Source organism: Aeromonas sp. 3P, from assembly GCF_051919745.1.
GTDB lineage: Bacteria > Pseudomonadota > Gammaproteobacteria > Enterobacterales > Aeromonadaceae > Aeromonas > Aeromonas veronii.
On the sequence record NZ_JBQBED010000001.1, the window covers coordinates 3,883,395 to 3,903,651 of the forward strand.

The 20,257-nt window shown below is 61.0% G+C and carries 15 protein-coding genes and 2 pseudogenes; 6 read left to right on the forward strand and 11 right to left on the reverse strand.

The window, feature by feature from the left end:
* Positions 1-10: 10 nt before the first annotated feature.
* Together ACTG19_RS18025 and leuS are read right to left on the reverse strand one after the other, a co-directional pair.
* A complete protein-coding gene (locus ACTG19_RS18025) occupies positions 11-493 on the reverse strand; it encodes an LPS-assembly lipoprotein LptE (protein WP_005335160.1) in 483 nt (160 codons plus the stop codon).
* 113 nt (positions 494-606) lie between these two features.
* Entirely contained in the window at positions 607-3,183 is a 2,577-nt protein-coding gene (gene leuS, locus ACTG19_RS18030) for a leucine--tRNA ligase (protein WP_439989364.1), read from the reverse strand.
* Positions 3,184-3,328: 145 nt separating this feature from the next.
* Between leuS and ACTG19_RS18035 the strand changes: the two genes are divergently transcribed.
* The gene (locus ACTG19_RS18035) at positions 3,329-3,823 is read left to right on the forward strand and encodes a zinc ribbon-containing protein (RefSeq protein ID WP_005335155.1); all 495 of its coding nucleotides are present in this window, start codon (positions 3,329-3,331) and stop codon (positions 3,821-3,823) included.
* An 84-nt stretch (positions 3,824-3,907) separates the two neighbouring features.
* On the opposite strand, the gene ACTG19_RS18040 is transcribed toward ACTG19_RS18035, so the two are convergent.
* From ACTG19_RS18040 to fldB, 3 genes are all read right to left on the reverse strand, one after another.
* Complete coding sequence (locus ACTG19_RS18040; protein ID WP_439989365.1) at positions 3,908-5,248, reverse strand: TldD/PmbA family protein; 1,341 nt, start codon at positions 5,246-5,248, stop codon at positions 3,908-3,910.
* Positions 5,248-6,648: a TldD/PmbA family protein gene (locus ACTG19_RS18045; RefSeq protein ID WP_439989366.1), complete on the reverse strand. Its 1,401-nt coding sequence runs from the start codon at positions 6,646-6,648 to the stop codon at positions 5,248-5,250. Before ACTG19_RS18045 ends, ACTG19_RS18040 begins: the two co-directional genes overlap by 1 nt.
* Before the next feature lie 202 nt (positions 6,649-6,850).
* Positions 6,851-7,369 carry a flavodoxin FldB gene (fldB, locus tag ACTG19_RS18050; RefSeq protein ID WP_179902374.1) on the reverse strand — a complete coding sequence of 173 codons (519 nt, stop codon included), beginning with the start codon at positions 7,367-7,369 and terminating at the stop codon, positions 6,851-6,853.
* A gap of 229 nt (positions 7,370-7,598) precedes the next feature.
* On the opposite strand from fldB, the gene xerD reads away from it, so the two are divergent.
* The gene (gene xerD, locus ACTG19_RS18055) at positions 7,599-8,498 is read left to right on the forward strand and encodes a site-specific tyrosine recombinase XerD (protein ID WP_108542164.1); all 900 of its coding nucleotides are present in this window, start codon (positions 7,599-7,601) and stop codon (positions 8,496-8,498) included.
* 72 nt (positions 8,499-8,570) lie between these two features.
* Here the strand turns inward: xerD and mscL are convergent, their stop codons facing one another.
* Complete coding sequence (gene mscL / locus ACTG19_RS18060; protein ID WP_047438040.1) at positions 8,571-8,981, reverse strand: large-conductance mechanosensitive channel protein MscL; 411 nt, start codon at positions 8,979-8,981, stop codon at positions 8,571-8,573.
* Between the two features lie 316 nt (positions 8,982-9,297).
* On the opposite strand from mscL, the gene ACTG19_RS18065 reads away from it, so the two are divergent.
* The 3 genes from ACTG19_RS18065 (at position 9,298) to ACTG19_RS18075 (ending at position 12,983) form a co-directional block, all read left to right on the forward strand.
* On the forward strand, positions 9,298-9,945 hold the full coding sequence (locus ACTG19_RS18065; RefSeq protein WP_005335146.1) for a disulfide isomerase DsbC N-terminal domain-containing protein: 648 nt from the start codon (positions 9,298-9,300) through the stop codon (positions 9,943-9,945).
* Positions 9,911-11,641, forward strand: a complete 1,731-nt coding sequence (recJ, locus tag ACTG19_RS18070) for a single-stranded-DNA-specific exonuclease RecJ (RefSeq protein WP_439989367.1) — start codon at positions 9,911-9,913, stop codon at positions 11,639-11,641. Before ACTG19_RS18065 ends, recJ begins: the two co-directional genes overlap by 35 nt.
* A 157-nt stretch (positions 11,642-11,798) precedes the next feature.
* Complete coding sequence (locus tag ACTG19_RS18075) at positions 11,799-12,983, forward strand: MerR family transcriptional regulator (RefSeq protein ID WP_439989368.1); 1,185 nt, start codon at positions 11,799-11,801, stop codon at positions 12,981-12,983.
* A gap of 67 nt (positions 12,984-13,050) precedes the next feature.
* Here the strand turns inward: ACTG19_RS18075 and lnt are convergent.
* The 5 genes and pseudogenes from lnt to miaB form a co-directional block, all read right to left on the reverse strand.
* Positions 13,051-14,594, reverse strand: a pseudogene (lnt, locus tag ACTG19_RS18080) (apolipoprotein N-acyltransferase).
* A gap of 148 nt (positions 14,595-14,742) precedes the next feature.
* Positions 14,743-15,627, reverse strand: coding sequence for a CNNM family magnesium/cobalt transport protein CorC (gene corC / locus ACTG19_RS18085; RefSeq protein ID WP_005354092.1), 885 nt, complete (start codon positions 15,625-15,627; stop codon positions 14,743-14,745).
* 95 nt (positions 15,628-15,722) lie between these two features.
* Positions 15,723-16,187 carry an rRNA maturation RNase YbeY gene (gene ybeY / locus ACTG19_RS18090; protein ID WP_236380149.1) on the reverse strand — a complete coding sequence of 155 codons (465 nt, stop codon included), beginning with the start codon at positions 16,185-16,187 and terminating at the stop codon, positions 15,723-15,725.
* Entirely contained in the window at positions 16,184-17,233 is a 1,050-nt protein-coding gene (locus ACTG19_RS18095) for a PhoH family protein (protein ID WP_236380140.1), read from the reverse strand. Before ACTG19_RS18095 ends, ybeY begins: the two co-directional genes overlap by 4 nt.
* A 138-nt stretch (positions 17,234-17,371) precedes the next feature.
* Positions 17,372-18,799 (reverse strand): annotated as a pseudogene (miaB, locus tag ACTG19_RS18100) (tRNA (N6-isopentenyl adenosine(37)-C2)-methylthiotransferase MiaB); the annotation flags it as partial.
* 265 nt (positions 18,800-19,064) lie between these two features.
* Here miaB and ACTG19_RS18105 point away from each other — a divergent pair.
* Positions 19,065-20,228 carry an FAD-dependent oxidoreductase gene (locus ACTG19_RS18105; RefSeq protein ID WP_439989369.1) on the forward strand — a complete coding sequence of 388 codons (1,164 nt, stop codon included), beginning with the start codon at positions 19,065-19,067 and terminating at the stop codon, positions 20,226-20,228.
* Positions 20,229-20,257 lie beyond the last annotated feature (29 nt).

A 20,257-nucleotide genomic window follows, 5' to 3' on the forward strand; every position in this document is an offset into this window, starting at 1 on the left:
AATACTCGCATCAGAAGCTGACCTGACTCAACTGCCGGATCACCTGATTGGCCGCCTGCTCCTGCATTTCGCGGTTGAGCTGCTCCTGCTCACGGGAGGAGGCGAGCGCTGCATCCGGCTTGTTGAGGAAGCTGCGGTTGAAGTTGATGGGGAAGACCTGAGTTGGCTTGCCAGGTACCGAGATGGTGAACTGGGTACCAAAGCCCAGCACATATTCGGTGTCCGTCCCCAGCGCGTTGACCGAGGCGACCTGACTGGTGCTGCCTACACCGCCCAGAGTGAGCACCGGAATGCCCTCCTTGTCGGCCAGGGTCACGCCAGAGGCCTTCAGACGGGTAGTAACCATCCGGTAGAAGTCGCTCTTGTTGTCGCCCACGACCTTCATGGTCATCAGCTCGCTCGGAATGCCGTTGCCGCGCATGTGAAAGCCGCAGCCTTGCAGCAGCAGACCAGCCAGCACGATGGCCATCCAGCGGGTGAAGATGGTGCCCATAGAAAATCCTCTTTGCATTAAGGGAAAGCGGCGGGCGCAGGGCCCGCCGTTATCATCCGTTTGCTGTCACAGATTGGCAATGATCAGTTGGTAACCAATCAGTTGGCCGCCAATTAGTTAGCGACAATATTGAGCAGCTTGCCTGGTACATAGATCACCTTGCGCACGGTCAGCCCGTCGGTGAACTTCTGCACGGAGGCATCGGCCATCGCCAGCTTCTCGACATCGGCCTGGCTGATCTCGGCCGGCACGGTCAGCTTGCCGCGCATCTTGCCGTTGATCTGCACCACCACCAGCTTCTCGGTCTCGACCATGGCCGCTTCATCGGCCACCGGCCAGGCTGCGTGATCGATGTCGTCGCCCTTGCCCAGCATCTTCCACAGCTCGAAGCCGATGTGCGGAGTGATGGGGTAGAGCATAACAACGACAGCTTCCAGCGCTTCCTGCATCAGGGCGCGGTCCTGCTCGTCGTTGCCCAGCTTGGAGAGATTGTTCATCAGCTCCATGATGGCGGCGATGGCGGTGTTGAAGGTCTGACGGCGACCCACGTCATCGCTCACCTTGGCGATGGTCTTGTGCAGTTCACGGCGTACCGCTTTCTGCTCGTTGGTGAGAGCAGCCACATCCAGCGCGGCAACGGCGCCACCGGAAACGTGTTCGAAGGTGACGCGCCACAGGCGACGCAGGAAGCGCTGGGCACCCTCTACGCCGGAGTCGGACCACTCCAGAGTCATCTCGGCCGGAGAGGCGAACATCATGAACAGACGGACGGTATCGGCGCCGTAACGCTCGACCATCAGCTGCGGGTCGATGCCGTTGTTCTTGGACTTGGACATCTTGGTCATGCCGGAGTGGAGCACTTCGCGGCCTTCGTTATCGATGGCCTTGGTGATGCGACCCTTCTCGTCACGCTCTACCTTGACGTCAGTCGGGCTGACCCAGACGTTGCCGCCCTTCTCGTCTTTGTAGTAGAAGGCGTCGGCAAGCACCATGCCCTGGCAGAGCAGGCGCTTGAACGGCTCGTCGCTGTTGACCAGACCCGCGTCACGCAGCAGCTTGTGGAAGAAGCGGGCGTAGAGCAGGTGCATACAGGCGTGCTCGATACCGCCGATGTACTGATCCACCGGCAGCCAGTGGTTGGCAGCCGCCGGATCCAGCATGCCCTTGTCGTAGTCCGGGGAGCAGTAGCGTGCGTAGTACCAGGAGGACTCCATAAAGGTGTCGAAGGTATCGGTCTCGCGGAATGCTTCCTGGCCGTTGTAAGTGGTCTTGGCCCACTCGGCGTCGGCCTTGATCGGGCTCTGGATACCATCCATCACCACATCTTCCGGCAACAGTACCGGCAGCTGATCTTCCGGTGTCGGCACTACGGTGCCGTCAGCCAGGGTCAGCATCGGGATGGGGGCGCCCCAGTAACGCTGACGGGAGACACCCCAGTCACGCAGACGGTAGTTGACGGTGCGCTTGCCCTTGCCGAGCCCTTCCTGCTTGCTGGCGATGGCATCGAAGGCGCCCTGGAAGTCGAGACCGTCAAACTCGCCGGAGTTGAACAGCACGCCTTTCTCGGTATAAGCGGCGTCGCTCACGTCGACGTCGCCATCAACCGGCTTGATCACCGCCTTGATGTCGAGGCCATATTTGGTGGCGAATTCGAAGTCACGCTGGTCGTGGGCCGGAACCGCCATCACGGCGCCAGTGCCGTAGTTCATCAGCACGAAGTTGGCGACCCAGACCGGTACCTTGCGGCCATCCAGCGGGTGAATGGCATAGAGGCCGGTGGCCATGCCCTTCTTCTCCATGGTGGCCAGTTCGGCTTCGGCGACCTTGGTGTTCTTGCACTCTTCGATAAAGGCTGCCAGTTCCGGATTGTTTTCGGCGGCCTGCAGGGCCAGCGGGTGGCCAGCGGCGATACCGACATAGGTGACGCCCATGAAGGTGTCCGGACGGGTGGTGTAGACCTCCAGCTGCTCAGCCTGATCTTCGATGGCGAAGCTGATGTTGACCCCTTCGGAGCGGCCAATCCAGTTGCGCTGCATGGTCTTGACCATCTCCGGCCAGCCTTCCAGATTGTCGATGTCGCTGAGCAGCTCTTCGGCGTAGTCGGTGATCTTGATGAACCACTGGGGGATCTCTTTCTGCTCCACCGGGGTGTCACAGCGCCAGCAGCAGTTGTCGACCACCTGCTCGTTGGCCAGCACTGTCATGTCGTTCGGGCACCAGTTGACGGAGGAGGTCTTCTTGTAGACCAGCCCCTTCTCGTAGAGCTTGGTGAAGAACCACTGCTCCCAGCGGTAGTAATCCGGTTTGCAGGTGGCGACTTCACGATCCCAGTCATAACCCAGACCCAGCATCTTCAGCTGGTTCTTCATGTATTCGATGTTTTCGTAGGTCCAGGGCGCCGGCGCGGTATTGTTTTTGATCGCGGCGTTCTCGGCCGGCAGACCGAATGCATCCCAACCTATGGGTTGCAGCACGTTCTTGCCATTGAGGCGTTGATAACGGGAGATCACATCACCTATGGTGTAGTTACGAACGTGCCCCATGTGTAGTCGACCAGACGGATAGGGGAACATGGACAGGCAGTAGAACTTCTCCTTGTCTACCTTCTCCACGGCCTTGAAGGTTTTCTTGGCATCCCAGTGCTTTTGCACTGCTGGTTCGATTGATTGGGGAACGTATTGCTCTTGCATTGGTGACATCCGGATCTGTGAAATGAATAGATAAATCAGCTGGGAAATCGCAATAGAATACCCATATCCTGCGGCGGCAACAACCGCCAGCGTCCCTTGGGCCTTAAGCCGGGCCAGATCAGGGTTTAGTAGAGGAGTTAGAGCCATGGACAAACGTCAAAAAGGGTACGAAGCCTTCATTGCCGAGCTGCAAAAACAGTGGCAAGAGACTGAAGAGTTCCAGGGGGAGCGCCTCAACCGGATGATTGCCAAGGTGCAGGCCTATCTGGAGGCTGCCAGCGACCTGACTCAGGACGAACTGGCGCTCATCGCCGAGTACGTGAAGCGGGATCTGGGCAACTATGACGAGGGGCGCCATGACGATAGTGCGCAGGTGGAAGAGTCTGCCTTTATGTTGGCCCTCAAAGACACCGCGTGGTCCTGGCTGGCGGATGTGACCGACCGCGCCCAGGTGGAGTGGCGCGAGCTGGCCGACGAGCTGGAGCACAAGGGTGTTTACGAAGCGGGTGACTGGGTGGGGCTGGGGGTCATGGTGTGCGACCAGTGTGGCTGGCGCCATACCGTGCTGCACCCCCAGCAGCTCGATACCTGCCCCGAATGTGGCTGCGCCGAATATCACCGCGAGCCGCTCTCGCCCTGAGTCATGCCATCAATGCGGATGAGATAACGAGCAAAAAGGCGCCATCAGGCGCCTTTTTCTTGCTTGCAGATTTCGTCGGGGCGTTTACTTGCCCGCGACGGAGAGGCCGCCAAAACGGATCTGCGGGGCGTAGAAGCCCTTGCTGTCGTTGTGGTGCATGGTGTCACCGACCGCTTCCAGCTCGCCCAGCAGGCGGTAGAAGTTGCCTGCTACCGTGATGCCGCGCACCGGCTGCAGGCGAACTCCATCGTGACAGAGGAACCCTGACGCGCCAAAGGAGAAGTCGCCGCTCACCGCATCGGCTCCCGAATGCAGGCCATCCAGCTTGACCAGCTCCAGATAGTCGCCGCTCTGCACCTCCGCTTCACAGTGAGGGCCCGCGCCAAACACTAGGTGGCGAGCGGTCACATCGAGGGCGCTGCGGGCACCGCGGGCGGCCGAGCCGTTGCTGGCCACACCAAAGTGGCGGGCGGTGGCGCTGTTATGGAGCAGGGTCTTCAGCTCCCCTTCGCCAATCAGCAGCAGATCCGAGCTGGCCGCCCCCTCGCCATCAAACGCCTTGATGTTCATGCCGCCCGGCATATAGACCCTGCTCTCCAGAGTGAGCCAGCGTGACGCCACGCTCTGGCCGACCTTGCTGCGCCAGGGGTTGATCCCCTGCTGGGCCCACTTGCCCGACAGCACGCCCTGAAAGCAGCCAAACAGGCTGGCGAAGCAGTTGGTACTGAAGATGACGCTGTAGCGACCGCTCGGCACCGCTTCACCGGGCAACAGACCATCGGCGATGGCGTAGATCTGCTCGATCAGGGCCTGGCTATCCAGCTCGTCGAAGCGACGGCCATACTGGCCCTGCGAGTGCATCGACTGGCGGCCATCCCGTTCCACCAGCGCCGAGGTGTAGCAGCCGACGCTGAACTCGCCGTGCTGGCAGAGGGTGCCCTGACTGTTGGCGAGCCAGAGCTGGCTCTCCCCTTCGAAGAAGCTGTTGTAGGGAGCGCCGCTCACATCGGGCATGGCCAGCATGTCAGATTCCAGGCGCAGGGCCAGAGCGATCTTCTCCTCAACCGGCGTGGTATCGGGCTGGTTGATCTCGGCGCAATCTGTGGTGATCCGGCTATTGGCCACCGAGATGCGCTGATCCGGGTCAACCTTGGCAAAGCGGCTGGCATCGAGCGCATCCTGCAGCATGGCATCCAGCGCCAGCTCATCGAGGGATTCCGAGTAGGCGATGCCGACCCGACCCTCTTTTATCAGGCGAATACCGAGTTGCTGGCTGCTGGTGACCTTGTATTCACCCAGCTCGCCCTTGTCTGCCTTGAGGGAGAAGGCTCTCTCCTGATTGGCGATGATGTCTGCCTCGGCACCGAGGTCGGCCACTTTATCCAGCAGGCGGGTGAGCAGTTGGTTCATGTCGAGTTGGCTCATCAGGCGTTCCCTCCCACCAGAATATTGTCCACTTTTAGCGCCGGCTGGCCCACCGAAGTGGGGACCGAGCCCGAGACAGAGCCGCACATACCGGCGGCCAGCGCCAGATTGCGGCCCACCATGGAGATCTCTTTCAGCACCTGCGGGCCGGTGCCGATAAGGGTGGCTGACTTGAGCGGCTTGGTGATTTTGCCGTGCTCGATGAGGTAGGCCTCTTGCACATTGAAGTTGAATTCACCGGTGCCGGGCTGTACCGAGCCGCCCCCCATCTTCTTGGCGTAGATGCCATGTTCGACGGTGGCCAGCATATCGTCGAGGCTGTGGTTGCCCGGTTCGATATAGGTGTTGCGCATGCGCGAGGTGGGGGCGTACTTGTAGGATTCGCGCCGCCCGGAGCCGGTGCGTGCGTAGCCTGTTTTGAGGGCACCCATTCTGTCCACCAGAAAGCCGGTCAGTACGCCGTCCTTGATGAGCTGGGTATGCTGGGTCGCCATCCCCTCGTCATCGACGTTGATGGAGCCCCAGGCGTTGCTCTGCAAGCCTTCATCCACCGCATTGACCACCGGATTGGCGATAAGCTGGCCCATCTTGTCGTGGAACACTGAGGCCTTCTTGGCTACCGAGGTGGTCTCCAGCAGGTGGCCGCACGCCTCGTGGAAGATGACGCCGCCAAAGCCGTTCTCCATGATGACCGGCAGGGTGCCGCTCGGACAGGGAGCCGCGCCCAGCTTCACCAGTGCCTGACGGGTGGCGGTGAGGGCCAGCTCGCGCGGATCGATGCGATCGGCATGCTCCCAGCCCATCAGGGCGCCGGGGGCCTCGTAACCAACGCTCTGCTCGCTCCCTTCCATGGCGATGGTCTGGGCCATGAGGCGGTTGTAGTGGCGGCGATCGGCCACTTGCACTCCTTCGCTGTTGAAGATCTCCACCTCCTGCTCCCAGCCCAGCACGTTGCCGGAAAACTGGCTCACTTTGCTGCTCTCGGCGCGGGCTACCGCATCCATGGCGTGCAGATAGGCAATCTTCTGCTCCAGCAGCTTGTCTGCCGACAAGGGCAGGGCCACCGGGTTGCGATCGCTCAGGCGGGTGAAATCGAAGGCGGTGGCGGTCACCACTGGGTCGCGGCGGTCTTTGGCCGCCAGCAGGGTGACGATGCGCAGCAGCTCGTCGCGGCTGGCCAGATTGGTGTAGCCGTAGAGCACCTTGTGGCCGTAACAGAGGCGCACACCGATGCCGAAATCGAGGCCGCCGCTGATGTTCTCTATCTGGCTGGAGAGCAGGCTGAGCTGGCTGCGGCGCTTGCGCTCGACAAACAGCTCGGCGAAATCGGCACCCAGCGCCAGCGCGTGATCGAGCACGTCACGGGCGATGGTGGGGGCCAACAGGGAGAATGGGGTCATAGAATATCCTTTTCTGGTCTGTCCGTTTGCTTCCGACATCCGGCTCTGATTGTTATGGGATGTCGAGTCCATTGTTGCAGACCAGCACAAAAAAGTCGCTATAGCGTCATGCGATGATACCGATTGAGAAACTCGGTGCGATAACTGCGCCCGGCGGCAAGGGCCAGGCGCTCAGGGTCGTTTTGCCAAAACGTGGGAAAGATCAGAGCAGGGCGTGGATTTCGCTCAGGATCTGCTCGACCCACTGCTCGATGCGCGGATCGGTCTGGTCATATTGGTTGGCATCATCGAGGGCCAGCCCGACGAAGTGACGGCCATCGTCGATCAGTGCCTTGGAGGCATCGAATTCGTACCCTTCGTTGGGCCAGTAACCCACCAGCTTGACCCCTTTTGGCACCAGCTGATCGTGCAGCATGCCGAGGGCGTCCTGGAACCATTCGCCATAACCGAGCTGATCGCCGAGGCCAAACAGGGCCAAGATGCGTCCCTCCAGGTGGAGGTCGGCGATATCTTCCCAGCGGGACTCCCAGTCCTCCTGCAGTTCGCCAAAATCCCAGGTGGAGATACCGAGGATCAGGATCTCGTAATCCTCCATCCGGCGCAGGGAGACATCCTTGATATTGTGAATATCCACCAGCTCGGGGCCGATGAGGGCGCGGATCTTCTCGGCAGCCATCTCGGTGTAACAGGTGGTGGAACCGTAAAACAGACCAATCTTCATCGCTCTTCTCTCTTTGGGCGCTTTCTCGCTTGCTCGTGTGGACGACGCCATGTGGGCAACACGATGGGTAACGTAAGGGGAGGGGGCCAGTCTAGCAGATTGCCATTCGACCTTCACCGCCCGGCAAGAGGCCTGGCAAACGTGCCTTATCTTTCCAATGAAAGTGCCTTGTCTTTCCAAGGAGTTGGCGCGTTACAATGGGCCATCGATCCCCTGATTGCAGCGCACCATGAGCAAGCCCGACCTCCATCCCCTGATTGAACCCTTCCTCGACGCCCTCTGGCTGGAGCGGGGATTGTCTGACAACACGGTCAGCTCCTATCGCAGCGATCTGGAGAAGTTCTCCCTCTGGCTCGACGAGCAGGGTAGCTCGCTGCTGCTGGCGGGGATGGACGAGATCCAGCACTACCTCGCCTGGCGGGTCGATCACCAGTTTGCGGCGAGCAGCACCGCCCGCTTCCTGTCGGCGCTGCGCCGTTTTTACCAGTATCTCAACCGCGAGAAGCTGCGCAGCGATGATCCGACCGTGCTGCTGGAGGGGCCCAAGCTGCCGAAAAAACTCCCCTCCGATTTAAGCGAAGCGGAAGTGGATGCCCTGCTGAGTGCGCCGCTGGTGGATGACCCGCTGGAGCTGCGGGACAAGGCGATGCTGGAGCTGCTCTACGCCACCGGGCTGCGGGTCTCCGAGCTGGTGGGGCTCACCGCCGAGCATGTCAGCCTGCGTCAGGGGCTGGTGCGGGTGGTAGGCAAGGGCAACAAGGAGCGGCTGGTGCCGATGGGCGAGGAGGCGATGCACTGGCTGGAGCGTTACTACCGGGAGGCCCGCACCCTGCTGCTGGGGGGCACCAGCTCGGATGTGGTGTTTCCCTCCAAGCAGGCCCGTATGATGACCCGCCAGACCTTCTGGCACCGCATCAAGCTTTACGCGCAGCGGGCCGGGATTAACGGCGAGCTATCCCCCCATACCTTGCGCCACGCCTTTGCCACCCATCTGCTCAACCACGGCGCAGACCTGCGGGTTGTGCAGATGCTGCTGGGTCACGCGGATCTTTCCACCACCCAGATCTACACCCATGTGGCCAACGAGCGACTCAAGGCGCTGCACGGGGAGCATCACCCCAGAGCCTGAGTGGCTGGCCTCCCAAAAACAAAAAACCGCCAGCAGGCGGTTTTTTTATCTCTACACGACAGGAGATGGCGCTTATTTCCCTTGCTGGGATTTCAGCAGATCACGGATCTCGGTCAGCAGCTCCTGATCCTTGGTCGGGCCTGCCGGGGCGGCGGCTTCCTCTTCCTGCTTTTTCTTCAGGGTGTTGATGGCCTTCAGTCCCATGAAGATGGCAAAAGAGATGATCAGAAAGTCGATGATGGTCTGGATGAACTTGCCATAGGCGATAACTACGGCGGGTGTTGCACCTTCTGCGGCCTTCAGGGTGACCGCCAGGTCGCTGAAGTCCACGCCGCCCAGGATCAGGCCGATGGGCGGCATGATCACGTCACCGACAAAAGAGGAAACAATTTTGCCGAAGGCGGCACCAATGATGATACCGACCGCCATGTCGATGACGTTGCCGCGGGCGGCAAAGGCTTTGAACTCTTGAATCAGACTCATTATTTCCTCCGAAATTAAACAAGATAGCGTGTTGATTACCCTTGCCAAAGGGCGAACTCTTGTCAGGAAAAACAGAGGCTAAGCCGCGTTGTTCCTGTCGTCCTGACTAGCTTGCGGGCGTTATGAGTCCTTGGCAATCGGGGGGAGCCATTTTTTTGGTACAAAGTGATATTAATTTTTTGGTAAGTAGCTGGTTGAATGATGAGCTGTGCTGCTGTAGTTTGCTGGGTCGATTCATTCATACCACGTGAGTAAACAAGTGAAGTATTTACTACTGGGAATGATGCTTTTGTGCACATTTGCTGCCAGAGCGGGGATGGATACCCAAGCCTTGAAACAGACCATCACGGCCCGGCTGGGGGTTCCCGTCTATCTGGTTGAACCGACCCCGATCGCGGGGTTGTATATGCTGGGCACCTCACAGGGGGTGCTCTACAGCGATGCCAAAGGGGATTATGTGGTGCAGGGGGTCATGCTGGATATGACCCGCGACATGAAGAACCTGACCATCTCGGGTATGCGCGAGCAGCGCCGACTTGGCTTGGCACAGGTGGCCCATGCCCCCATCGTGCTCAAGGCCAGGGATGAGCGTCACCGGGTCGCTCTGTTTCTCGGCGAGCAGGACGCCAAACGTCGTCAGCTCTCCGGCACCTTGCAACACCTGCAGGCATCCGGGGTGAGCGTGGCACTCTATCCGGTGATTGATCACGCCGAACGGGCCGCCGACTGGTGCAGCGATCCCCTGCTGCAAAATGATCCGTTAAAAGCCTATTTGCCTCAAACGGCATGTAGTGAGACCCTTATCCAAAATATTGGCCTGAGCCAATGGTTGGGGGTCAAGGTACTGCCGGCCTGGGTCTCCTCTGACGGGGATCTGGTGCGCGGGTATCAGAGCCCCGAACAACTGCTCAAGATACTGGATCATATTGATGTCCCTGCAAATCCGTCGTCGTCCGCGAGTTGATGATTCCCATCTGCCTGCCACCCTGCATCCCCTGCTTCGCCAAATCTTCGCCAGCCGTGGCGTAGAGGATCCCGCCCTGCTGGAGCGCAGCGCCAGCCAGCTGTTGCCGCCCCAGCGCCTTTATGGCATGGAACAGGCGGTGCCGCTGCTGGCGGAGGCCCTGACCGCCCAGAAACGGATCCTTATCGTCGGCGACTTCGACTGCGATGGTGCCACCAGTTCGGCGCTGTGTGTGCTGGCCCTGCGCGCCATGGGGGGTCGCCACATCGATTTTCTGGTGCCCAACCGCTTCGAGTTTGGCTACGGCCTTACCCCCGAAATTGTCGAGCTGGCTGTGGCCCGTGGCGCCGAGTTTCTGATCACGGTGGATAACGGTATCTCCAGCATCGCTGGGGTGGCGGCAGCCAAGGCGGCGGGCATGCAGGTACTGGTTACCGATCACCATTTGCCGGGTCAGGAGCTGCCCGACGCCGATGCCATCGTCAACCCGAACCAGCGCGGTTGCGATTTCCCCTCCAAATCGCTGGCCGGGGTGGGGGTGGCCTTCTACCTGATGGCGGCCCTCAATACCCATCTGCGTCAGCTCGGCTGGTACGAACGGCAAGGGTTACGCGCCCCCAATGTGGCGGATTACCTCGACCTGGTGGCCCTCGGCACGGTCGCCGACGTGGTGGCGCTCGATGGCAACAACCGCATTCTGGTCCATCAGGGCTTGCAGCGGATCCGGGCCGGGCGCTGTCGCCCCGGCATTCAGGCGCTGGTGGATGTGTCGGGCCGCGATGGTCGTCGCCTCACCGCCGCCGACCTCGGTTTTGCACTGGGGCCACGCCTCAATGCGGTGGGCCGTCTCGATGACATGTCCCTCGGGGTCGCCTGTCTGCTCTGCGATGATCTCAATCTGGCGCGCCAGCTTGCGGCCGAGATGGACAGCCTCAATCAGGAGCGCAAGGAGATCGAGCAGGGGATGCAGCAGGAGGCCCTCGCCACCCTGGAGCAGATCCGTTTTCGCGATGGCGAGGTGCCGTCGGGCATAGTGCTGCACCGCAATGAGTGGCATCAGGGGGTGGTGGGGCTGGTGGCCTCCAAGGTGAAGGAGAAATACTACCGCCCGGTCATCGCGTTTGCCGAGAGCAGCGAGACCGAGCTCAAGGGCTCCGGCCGCTCCATCCCTGGCGTGCACTTGCGCGATGCGCTGGAACTGCTCGATACCCGCCACCCGGGCCTGATGGGCAAGTTTGGCGGCCACGCCATGGCCGCGGGGTTGACCCTGCCCAAGGCCAACATCGAGGCGTTCGGTCGGGCCTTTGAGGCGGTCATCAGTGAGCTGGTGACACCGGAGCTTTTGACCGGGGTGTTGCTCACCGATGGCGAGTTGTTGTCGGATGAGCTCAACCTCGAGCTGGCGGAGCTTATTCGCGCCTCCGGCCCCTGGGGTCAGGCCTTCCCCGAGCCGCTGTTTGATGGCGAGTTCGTGCTGGTGCAGCAGCGGCTGGTGGGGGAGAAGCACCTCAAGATGATGCTGACAACCGATTCCGGTCACGCGGTGGATGCCATCGCCTTTGGCGTCGATCTCAAGCGCTGGCCCGATGCCTCGGTGAAGCGGGTGCGGCTTGTCTACCGGCTTGACGTCAACGAGTGGCGCGGCAACCGCAGCGTGCAGCTGCTGGTGGAGCATCTGGAAGCAGCCGGCCTCTGAGTCAAGAACATCGCAGCCCTATCGCTGACAACGGCCACCCTCGGGTGGCCGTTTTTGTTGGTAGATCTCTGGAAAAGGGCGTTGACCCGTCTATAGCTTCACAGTTTAAGCTCATCTCTATCGGGTCACCTGAGGGCCCGCACTCTGAGTGATTGCCATGAAAATATCCGAACTGGCCCGCCGCTGCGGCCTCGCCCGCTCCACCCTGCTCTATTACGAGAAGCTGGGGGTGATTGCCGGTACCCGGGCCGCCAACGGCTATCGCCACTATGACGAGGGGGATCTGCAGCGACTGCAAATGGTGCAGGCCCTGCAGGCGGGTGGTCTCAGCCTCAAGCAGTGCCTCGCCTGTCTGGCTGGCGAGATAGATCAAGCGGCATTGCAGGCCCGGGTCAGGGAGCTGGATGAGGAGCTGGCGCGGATGCAGCGCGCCCGGGATCTGTTGGCGGATCTGGCAGGGCTGCGCCCGCGCTCCGGTGAGGAATTCAAGGCCTGGCAGCTGCAACTGCAGCGCGAGGCACCGGAGGCCTACTTCGCGTGGGTGATGAAACAGGGTTTTAGCGAGAAAGATCGCTACCACTTGCAATGGTTGAGCAAAGACATGAATGAACATGAGCGTTACATCAAGGACTTTATCCAGTTGCTGGATGGCATGAGTTACTGGGGGCCGGGGGATCGCGCCTTCACCCAGCAGCAATTTGCCGCCTTGCCCATCCGGCCGGGCCGGATCCTCGACATGGGCTGCGGGCGCGGTGCCTCGACCATGGCGCTGGCTCAGGTGACCGATGCCGACATTGTGGCCATCGATCTGGAAGAGGATGCACTGGCCGCCGTGGCGCACTCCGCCCGTGCAGCGGGCTTTGAGCATGTCTCCACCTTCTGCGCCAACATGGCGGCACTGCCGGACGATCTGGCCCCGGCCGACCTCATCTGGGCAGAGGGGAGCGCTTACGTGATGGGGGTTGCCAATGCGCTGAAGGCGTGGCGTCCGCTGCTCGCGAGCCCGCAGGCTTGCATCGTGCTGAGTGATGCGGTCTGGCTGACCGATAACCCGCCCGAGGAGGCATTGGCATTCTGGCAGCAGGATTATCCCGCCATGCAGACGCTGGCGGGCCTGCTTGAGACGGTACAAGCGGCAGGCTACCGCTGCCTGTCACACACTCCGTTGCCGATGAGCGCCTGGAACAACTATCTGGACCCTATCGAGGTCAATCTGGTGCGCTATCGAGACGAGCTGGGGGAGAGTGCTGCCTGGCAGGACTTGAGCCGGGAAGTAGCCATCCACCGCCAATATCTGGGCAGTTACGGCTATGTGATCTGCTGCCTGCAAAAAGATGCGTGATAAGTTGTCGTAAAAAAATGAGGCGCTTGCGGGCGCCTCGTTGTTTATCGGGGATTGCGGATGGCCATTACAGCTCGCGGGCCCAGGGGTGAGCCTTGGGGCGCAGCGCCAGCGCCAGACCCAGCAGCAGCACGGTCAGGCCGTAGAGGGGCCAGCTACCAAAGCGCATGTAGGGGGTCTCGCCGTGGGCGGGACGCACCTCGCTGCGCGCACGCCCGCTTCAAACTGCGGGATCTGGCCGATGATGCTGCCGTCGATCTCGGTGACGATAGTGATGCCGGTGTTGGTGTCCCGCAGCAGCGGACGAGCCAGCTCCAGCGCGCGCATCCGGGCGATCTCCATATGTTGCCAGGGGCCGATGCTGGTGCCGAACCAGGCGTCGTTGGAGACTGTCAGCAGAAAGTCGGTATCGGCATTGACGTTGCGGCGTACCTCCTCCGGGAAGATGATCTCGTAGCAGATGGCGGCGGCAAACTTGAGCCCCTTGGCGATCAGGTTGGGCTGCACTTCGTCACCCCGGCTGAAGGAGGACATCGGCAGGTTGAAGAAGGGGGCGATGGGGCGCAACAGATCTTCAAATGGCACGAACTCGCCGATGGGCAGCAGGTGGTACTTGTTGTAGCGGTTGGGGTGGTTGTAGTAGTAGGACTCCTTGCCATCAACATCCTGCACCCCCATGCCGAGCACGGTATTGTAGAAGCGCTGTTGCTGCTCGTCGTAGTGAATGATCCCCGCCAGCAGGCCGGTATCGTTCACCTTCATCGCCTTGTCCAGATTCTCCAGATAGGGGCCCATCGCCTTCTCGATGGCCGGGATCGCCGACTCCGGCCAGATGATGATGTCGGCATCCTGATTCTCGCGGCTCAAGTCCTGATAGGTGCGCACCGTGGGGGCCAGCGCCTCCGGATCCCACTTGAGGGACTGGGCAATATTGCCCTGCACCAGTGCCACCTTGACCGGCTCGCCACGGGTCACCCAGTTGAGCTGCATCAGACCGTGGGCACCGGCCACCAGCAGGGCGGGCACCGCCAGCCACAGTGGCGAGCGGGATTTCCACACCAGCCAAATGGCGGAGGCGGAGAATAGCAGTGCTAGGGTGATGCCCTGTACCCCGAGAATGGGAGCAAATCCCTTGAGCGGGCCGTCGATCTGGCTGTAACCAAACCAGAGCCAGGGGAAGCCGGTCATCACCCAGCCGCGCAGCCAGTCAGCGACCAACCAGAGGGCCGGGAAGGCGAGCAGCCAGCGGCTCCAGTGACGGCCGCCAAAGAAGCGGGCAAAGACCCAGCAGGCGAGCGTCGGGTAGAGGGCCAGATAGGCGGAGAGCCCGGCCAGCAGCACAAAGGCGACCGGCAGCGGGATGTCGCCAAACTCGGTCATGCTGACATGGATCCACCATAGCCCCGGTAAAAAGAGTCCCATGGCGTAGCCAAAACCGCGCCAGGCGGCCTGTTTCGGCGTGGCTTTGTCCAGCAGGGCGTAGAGGCCAAGCAGGGAGGGGATCACCAGCGGCCAGTAGCCGAAGGGGGAGAAGGCCAGCACGGCGATGGCACCAGAGGCCAATGCACTGAGGCTTAACAGAATTTTGGAAGTAACAGGGGATAATCTCACGGGCGATGGTGCTCGTCTTGGTGTGCAACTGGGGTCGAATGGCCGGTATCTTAACCTGTAAGCGGGGCAACGGCGAGCCTCGATGCCGGTGGCAGAGAGCACAACGCCCCGAGGTCGGGGCGTTGTTTCACACATCGAGCGGATCTGCTTATTGCGGCTCGGATTGCGCCGCCGCGTGGTGCTCGGGGATCTTCACCTGCAGTTGCTGCAGACGGCGCCGGTCGGCATGCATCACCTTGAACAGGTAGCCGTCCAGCTCGATCTCCTCGCCCTTCTTTGGCAGGTGGCTGAATGCGTGCATCACCAGACCACCCACCGTGTCCACCTCTTCATCGCTGAATTTGGTGCCGAAGAAGTCGTTGAAATCCTCGATCTCGGTCAGGGCACTGATGGAGAAGACCCGCTTGCTGAGGCGGCGGATTTCGTCCGGTTCATCCTCGATGTCGTCAAACTCGTCGTCGATCTCGCCAACGATCAGTTCCAGTATGTCTTCGATTGTCACCAGACCGGAGACGCCACCAAATTCGTCGACCACGATGGCCATGTGGTAGCGCTCTTCACGGAACTCCTTGAGCAGACGGTCAACCCGTTTGCTTTCCGGCACGATCACCGTGGGGCGCAAGATTTTCTCGAGCTGCAGCGGCTCGCTGGCGTGATGGCCGCCAAACCCGAAGGGGAGCAGATCCTTGGCGAGCAGAATGCCCTCCACATGATCCTTGTCCTCGTTGATCACCGGGAAGCGGGAGTGGCCGGACTCGATGATCACCGGCAGGATTGCATCCACCGGTTGGGACTTCTCGATGGTCACCATCTGGGAGCGGGGGATCATGATATCGCGCACGCGAAGATCGGCGATCTCCAGCACCCCCTCGATCATGTCCTTGGTGTCCTGATCGATGAGGTCGCGCTCTTCGGCATCGGCTATCACGTCTACCAAATCATTGCGGTCTTTTGGCTCGCCCTGGAAGAGTTGGCTGAGTTTGTCGAGCCAGGTTTTCTTCGGCGAGCCGGTACTAGGGTGATCGTCGGTCATTTTCTCTCTTGGTTACTCGTATGAACACACTTGAAATAGTTCGGGTTATATAAGGATGGCCATCTGCTGTTTCAAGACGATGACCATCCGGTTCTTTACTCTTCGTCGTTCAGATAAGGATCGGCAAAACCGAGCTCCTGCATGATGTCGCGCTCAAGCGCTTCCATCTCTTCGGCTTCCTCATCCTCGATATGGTCATAACCTAGCAGATGCAGACTGCCGTGCACAACCATGTGGGCCCAGTGGGCCATCAGGGGCTTGCCCTGCTCCTCGGCCTCGCGCTCTACCACCTGACGGCAGATCACCAGATCGCCGAGCAGCGGCAGCTCCAGACCGGGTGGCGCCTCGAACGGGAAGGAGAGCACGTTGGTGGGCTTGTCCTTGCCGCGATAGGTGAGGTTGAGTTCGTTGCTCTCCGCCTCGTCGACGATGCGCACCGTCACTTCGGCCTCCTGCTGGAAGCCGAGAATGGTGCCGTCGAGCCAGCCCTGCAGCTGGGCCTCGCTTGGCAGGCCGTCGGTGCTGGCACTGGCCAGCTGCAGATCCAGGGTTACGCTCATTGCTCGCTCTCTTTGCTGGTGTTTGCTTGGCCGGCAACCTTCTCGGCTGCCTGCTTGGCGTCGAATGCCTCATAGGCCTGCACGATGCGGGCCACCACCGGGTGGCGCACCACGTCGGTAGACTGGAAGAAGTTGAACGACAGACCATCAACGTCCTGCAGCACTTCCAGCGCATGGCGCAGGCCGGACTTGGCGTTGCGCGGCAGGTCGATCTGGGTGATATCGCCGGTCACCACTGCCTTGGAGTTGAAGCCGATCCGGGTCAGGAACATCTTCATCTGTTCGGTGGTGGTGTTCTGGGCCTCATCGAGAATGATGAAGGCATCGTTGAGAGTACGACCGCGCATATAGGCAAGCGGCGCCACCTCGATGATGTTGCGCTCCATCAGCTTCTCGACCCGCTCAAAGCCAAGCATCTCGAACAGGGCGTCGTAGAGCGGGCGCAGGTAAGGGTCGACCTTCTGGGAGAGATCGCCGGGCAGGAAGCCGAGCTTCTCGCCCGCTTCCACCGCAGGACGGGTCAGCAGAATGCGGCGGATCTCCTGACGCTCCAGTGCATCCACCGCAGCCGCCACCGCCAGATAGGTCTTGCCGGTACCGGCCGGGCCAATGCCGAAGCAGATGTCGTGGCGCACGATATTGGCGATGTACTGGGCCTGATTGGGGCTACGTGGCTTGATGAGACCGCGCTTGGTCTTGACCGTTACCTCCTTGCCATAGGGGATGGAGGGGGCCGGTTCGTCATCCTGCTCCAGCACCCGCGACTCCAGAATGGCCAGATGAACCATGTCGGGAGTGATGTCGGTTACCTTGCCACCCTTGAGGGGCTGGGTTTCCACATAGAGGTGCTTGATGATGACGGCGGCGGCATCCAGTTGGGCCGGTTTGCCCACCAGCTGGAAGTGGCTGTCACGGTAGCTGATCTCGACGCCGAGGCGGCGCTCCAGCTGCTTGATGTTGTCATCGAAGGGGCCGCACAGGCTGGCAAGGCGCTGGTTGTCGGCGGGCTCCAGATGCAGATTCAGGGTCGAGATGTGTCGGCTCAAAATATCCTCGTCTCAAGGCGCTCCCCATCCGCCGGGCGAATGGGGAGGAGGGGATTAATGGGGTGTGAAAGCGGCCACGCCCAGCTCGTCCGGTACGTTATCCGGGCGGTTGGATTTAACCGGGATTTCGCTCTGGGCGGGGGTAAACGCGGCTACTCCGAGTTCGTCCGGTACGTTATCCGGGCGACGGGCCAGGATTTCGCTCGGGGCGGTGGCGATCCGCAGGTTCATCTCGCTCTCGCCGCGGATGAACTTGCCGCGCAGGGAGTTGGGACGCACCTCGGTGATCTCCACGTCGGCAAAGCCGCCGATCAGGGTGTGCTGGCCTTCAAAGTTGACCACCCGGTTGTTCTCGGTGCGGCCACACAGCTGCATCGGGTCGAGCTTGGAGGGCCCTTCCACCAGGATGCGCTGGGTGGTGCCCAGCATGGCACGGCCAATCTGCATCGCCTGGTTGTTGATGACGTGCTGCAGGCGGGCCAGACGGGCTTTTTTCACTTCCATGTCGACATCGTCGGGCATGTCGGCGGCCGGGGTGCCCGGGCGCGGGCTGAAGATGAAGCTGAAGCTCATGTCGAAACCCACATCCTCGATCAACTTCATGGTCGCTTCAAAGTCTTCGTCCGTCTCGTTCGGGAAGCCAACGATGAAGTCGGAGCTGATGGTGATGTCGGGACGGGCGGCACGCAGGCGACGGATCTTGGATTTGTACTCCAGGATGGTGTGCGGGCGCTTCATCATGGTCAGAATACGGTCGGAGCCGCTCTGCACCGGCAGGTGCAGGAAGCTGACCACTTCCGGGGTATCTTTGTAGACTTCGATGATGTCGTCGGTGAATTCGATCGGGTGGCTGGTGGTGTAGCGAATGCGATCGATACCGTCGATGGCGGCCACCAGACGCAGCAACTCGGCGAAGGTGCAGATGCCGCCATCAAAGGTCGGACCGCGGTAGGCATTGACGTTCTGGCCGAGCAGGTTCACTTCGCGCACGCCCTGCTGGGCGAGCTGGGCGATTTCGTAAAGCACGTCGTCCAGCGGTCGGCTCACCTCTTCACCGCGGGTGTAGGGCACCACGCAGTAAGTACAGTATTTGGAGCAGCCTTCCATGATGGAGACGAACGCGGTAGCCCCTTCGGCGCGCGGTTCGGGCAGGCTGTCGAATTTTTCGATCTCGGGGAAGGCGATATCAACCTGGGCACCACGGCCCTCTTGCACTTCCTTGATCATGGTGGGCAGGCGATGCAGGGTCTGCGGGCCGAACACGATATCCACATAGGGAGCGCGCTGGCGAATCGCATCGCCCTCCTGAGAGGCAACGCAGCCACCCACGCCGATCACCAGACCGGGCTTTTTGGCCTTGAGCTTTTTCCAGCGTCCCAGCTGGTGGAACACCTTCTCCTGCGCTTTTTCGCGGATGGAGCAGGTATTGAGCAGCAAGACATCTGCCTCTTCGGGCTCTTCGGTAAGCGTGTAGCCATTGCTGGCATCCAACAGGTCGGCCATTTTGGACGAGTCATACTCGTTCATCTGGCAACCCCAGGTTTTAATGTGAAGTTTCTTGCTCATTGCTTCTCTTGACTTGTTTTGAAATCGGCATGGTCAAAGGACCGCGCATTTTACTCCGCAATCTGGATACTGCCTAGCTAATATCCAGCTGGCAATGGTGCTCACCCGATACCTGTTGCCAGCAAGCTCAATAAGCTTTCTCCTTGATTTGACGCAGCAATTCCCCGTTTGTCTCACTGTTTATCAGCCGCCCTTGCGCTATCATGCAGCCATCCGGTTCACGTCCGGGCGTTGTCGCCGGACGCACCCTTTCAGGAATAAATGTATGGAACAGTGTGATATCGCCATCGTCGGCGCCGGCATGGTGGGCGCCGCCACCGCCTGTCTGCTGGCGGCTCAGGGCCTCTCGGTGCGGGTCATCGAGACCCAACTGCCGGAGCATTACGCGCCGGATCAGCCGCTGGATCTGCGGGTCTCCGCCATCAGTCAGGCCTCGGTGGCGCTGCTGGAGCAGGCCGGTGCTTGGCACCATCTGCAGCAGATGCGGCTCTGCCCCTACCGCCGACTGGAGACCTGGGAGCTGGACGGTTTTGCCACCCGCTTCAATTCCGCCGATCTCGGTCTGCCCCAGCTTGGCTACATCATCGAAAACCGGTTGGTACAGCTCGCCCTGCTCAAGCGGATGGAGGATTTTCCCACCATCCAGACCCACACCCCGGCGGCGGTGACCAGCCTGCGCCAGAGTGCAGATGAAGCTGTGCTGACTCTGGATGACGGCACTGAACTGGCCGCGCGCTGGGTGCTGGCCTGCGACGGTGCCGAATCCCACACCCGCAAGCTGGCGGGTATCGGCGTATCGCGCTTCGAGTACCGCCAGCACTGCATGCTGATCAATATCGACACCGACTTTGCGCAGGAAGATATCACCTGGCAGCAGTTCACCCCGAGCGGCCCGCGCGCCTTCCTGCCGCTGCCCGGCCAGCACGGCTCCCTGGTGTGGTATGACAACCCGGCCCGTATCCGCGCGCTGGCGGCCATGAGCAACGAAGGGCTTGCCGCCGAAGTGCGCCGCCACTTCCCGAGTCGGCTCGGCGGATTTACCGTCACTGGCAAGGGGAGTTTCCCGCTGGTGCGTCGCCACGCCAACAACTATCACGTCGGTCGGGTGGTGCTGCTTGGCGATGCTGCCCACACCATCAACCCGCTGGCGGGGCAGGGGGTCAACCTCGGCTTCAAGGATGTGGCCTGCTGGGCTGATCTGCTGCAAGGAGCTGGCGCCGACTGGCATCAGCTGGCGTTGGCCGAGCGTTACGAGCTGCGCCGTCGTCCTGACAACCTGCTGATGCAGTCGGGGATGGATCTCTTCTACGGGGTGTTCAGCAACGAGATTGGCCCCCTCAAGCTGGCCCGCAATCTGGCCCTCAATCTGGCGGACAAGGCGGGCCCGCTCAAGGAGATGGCGCTGCGCTATGCACTGGGGCTGGTTTGACAGGTAGGAACCAGATAACACGGGCTGAA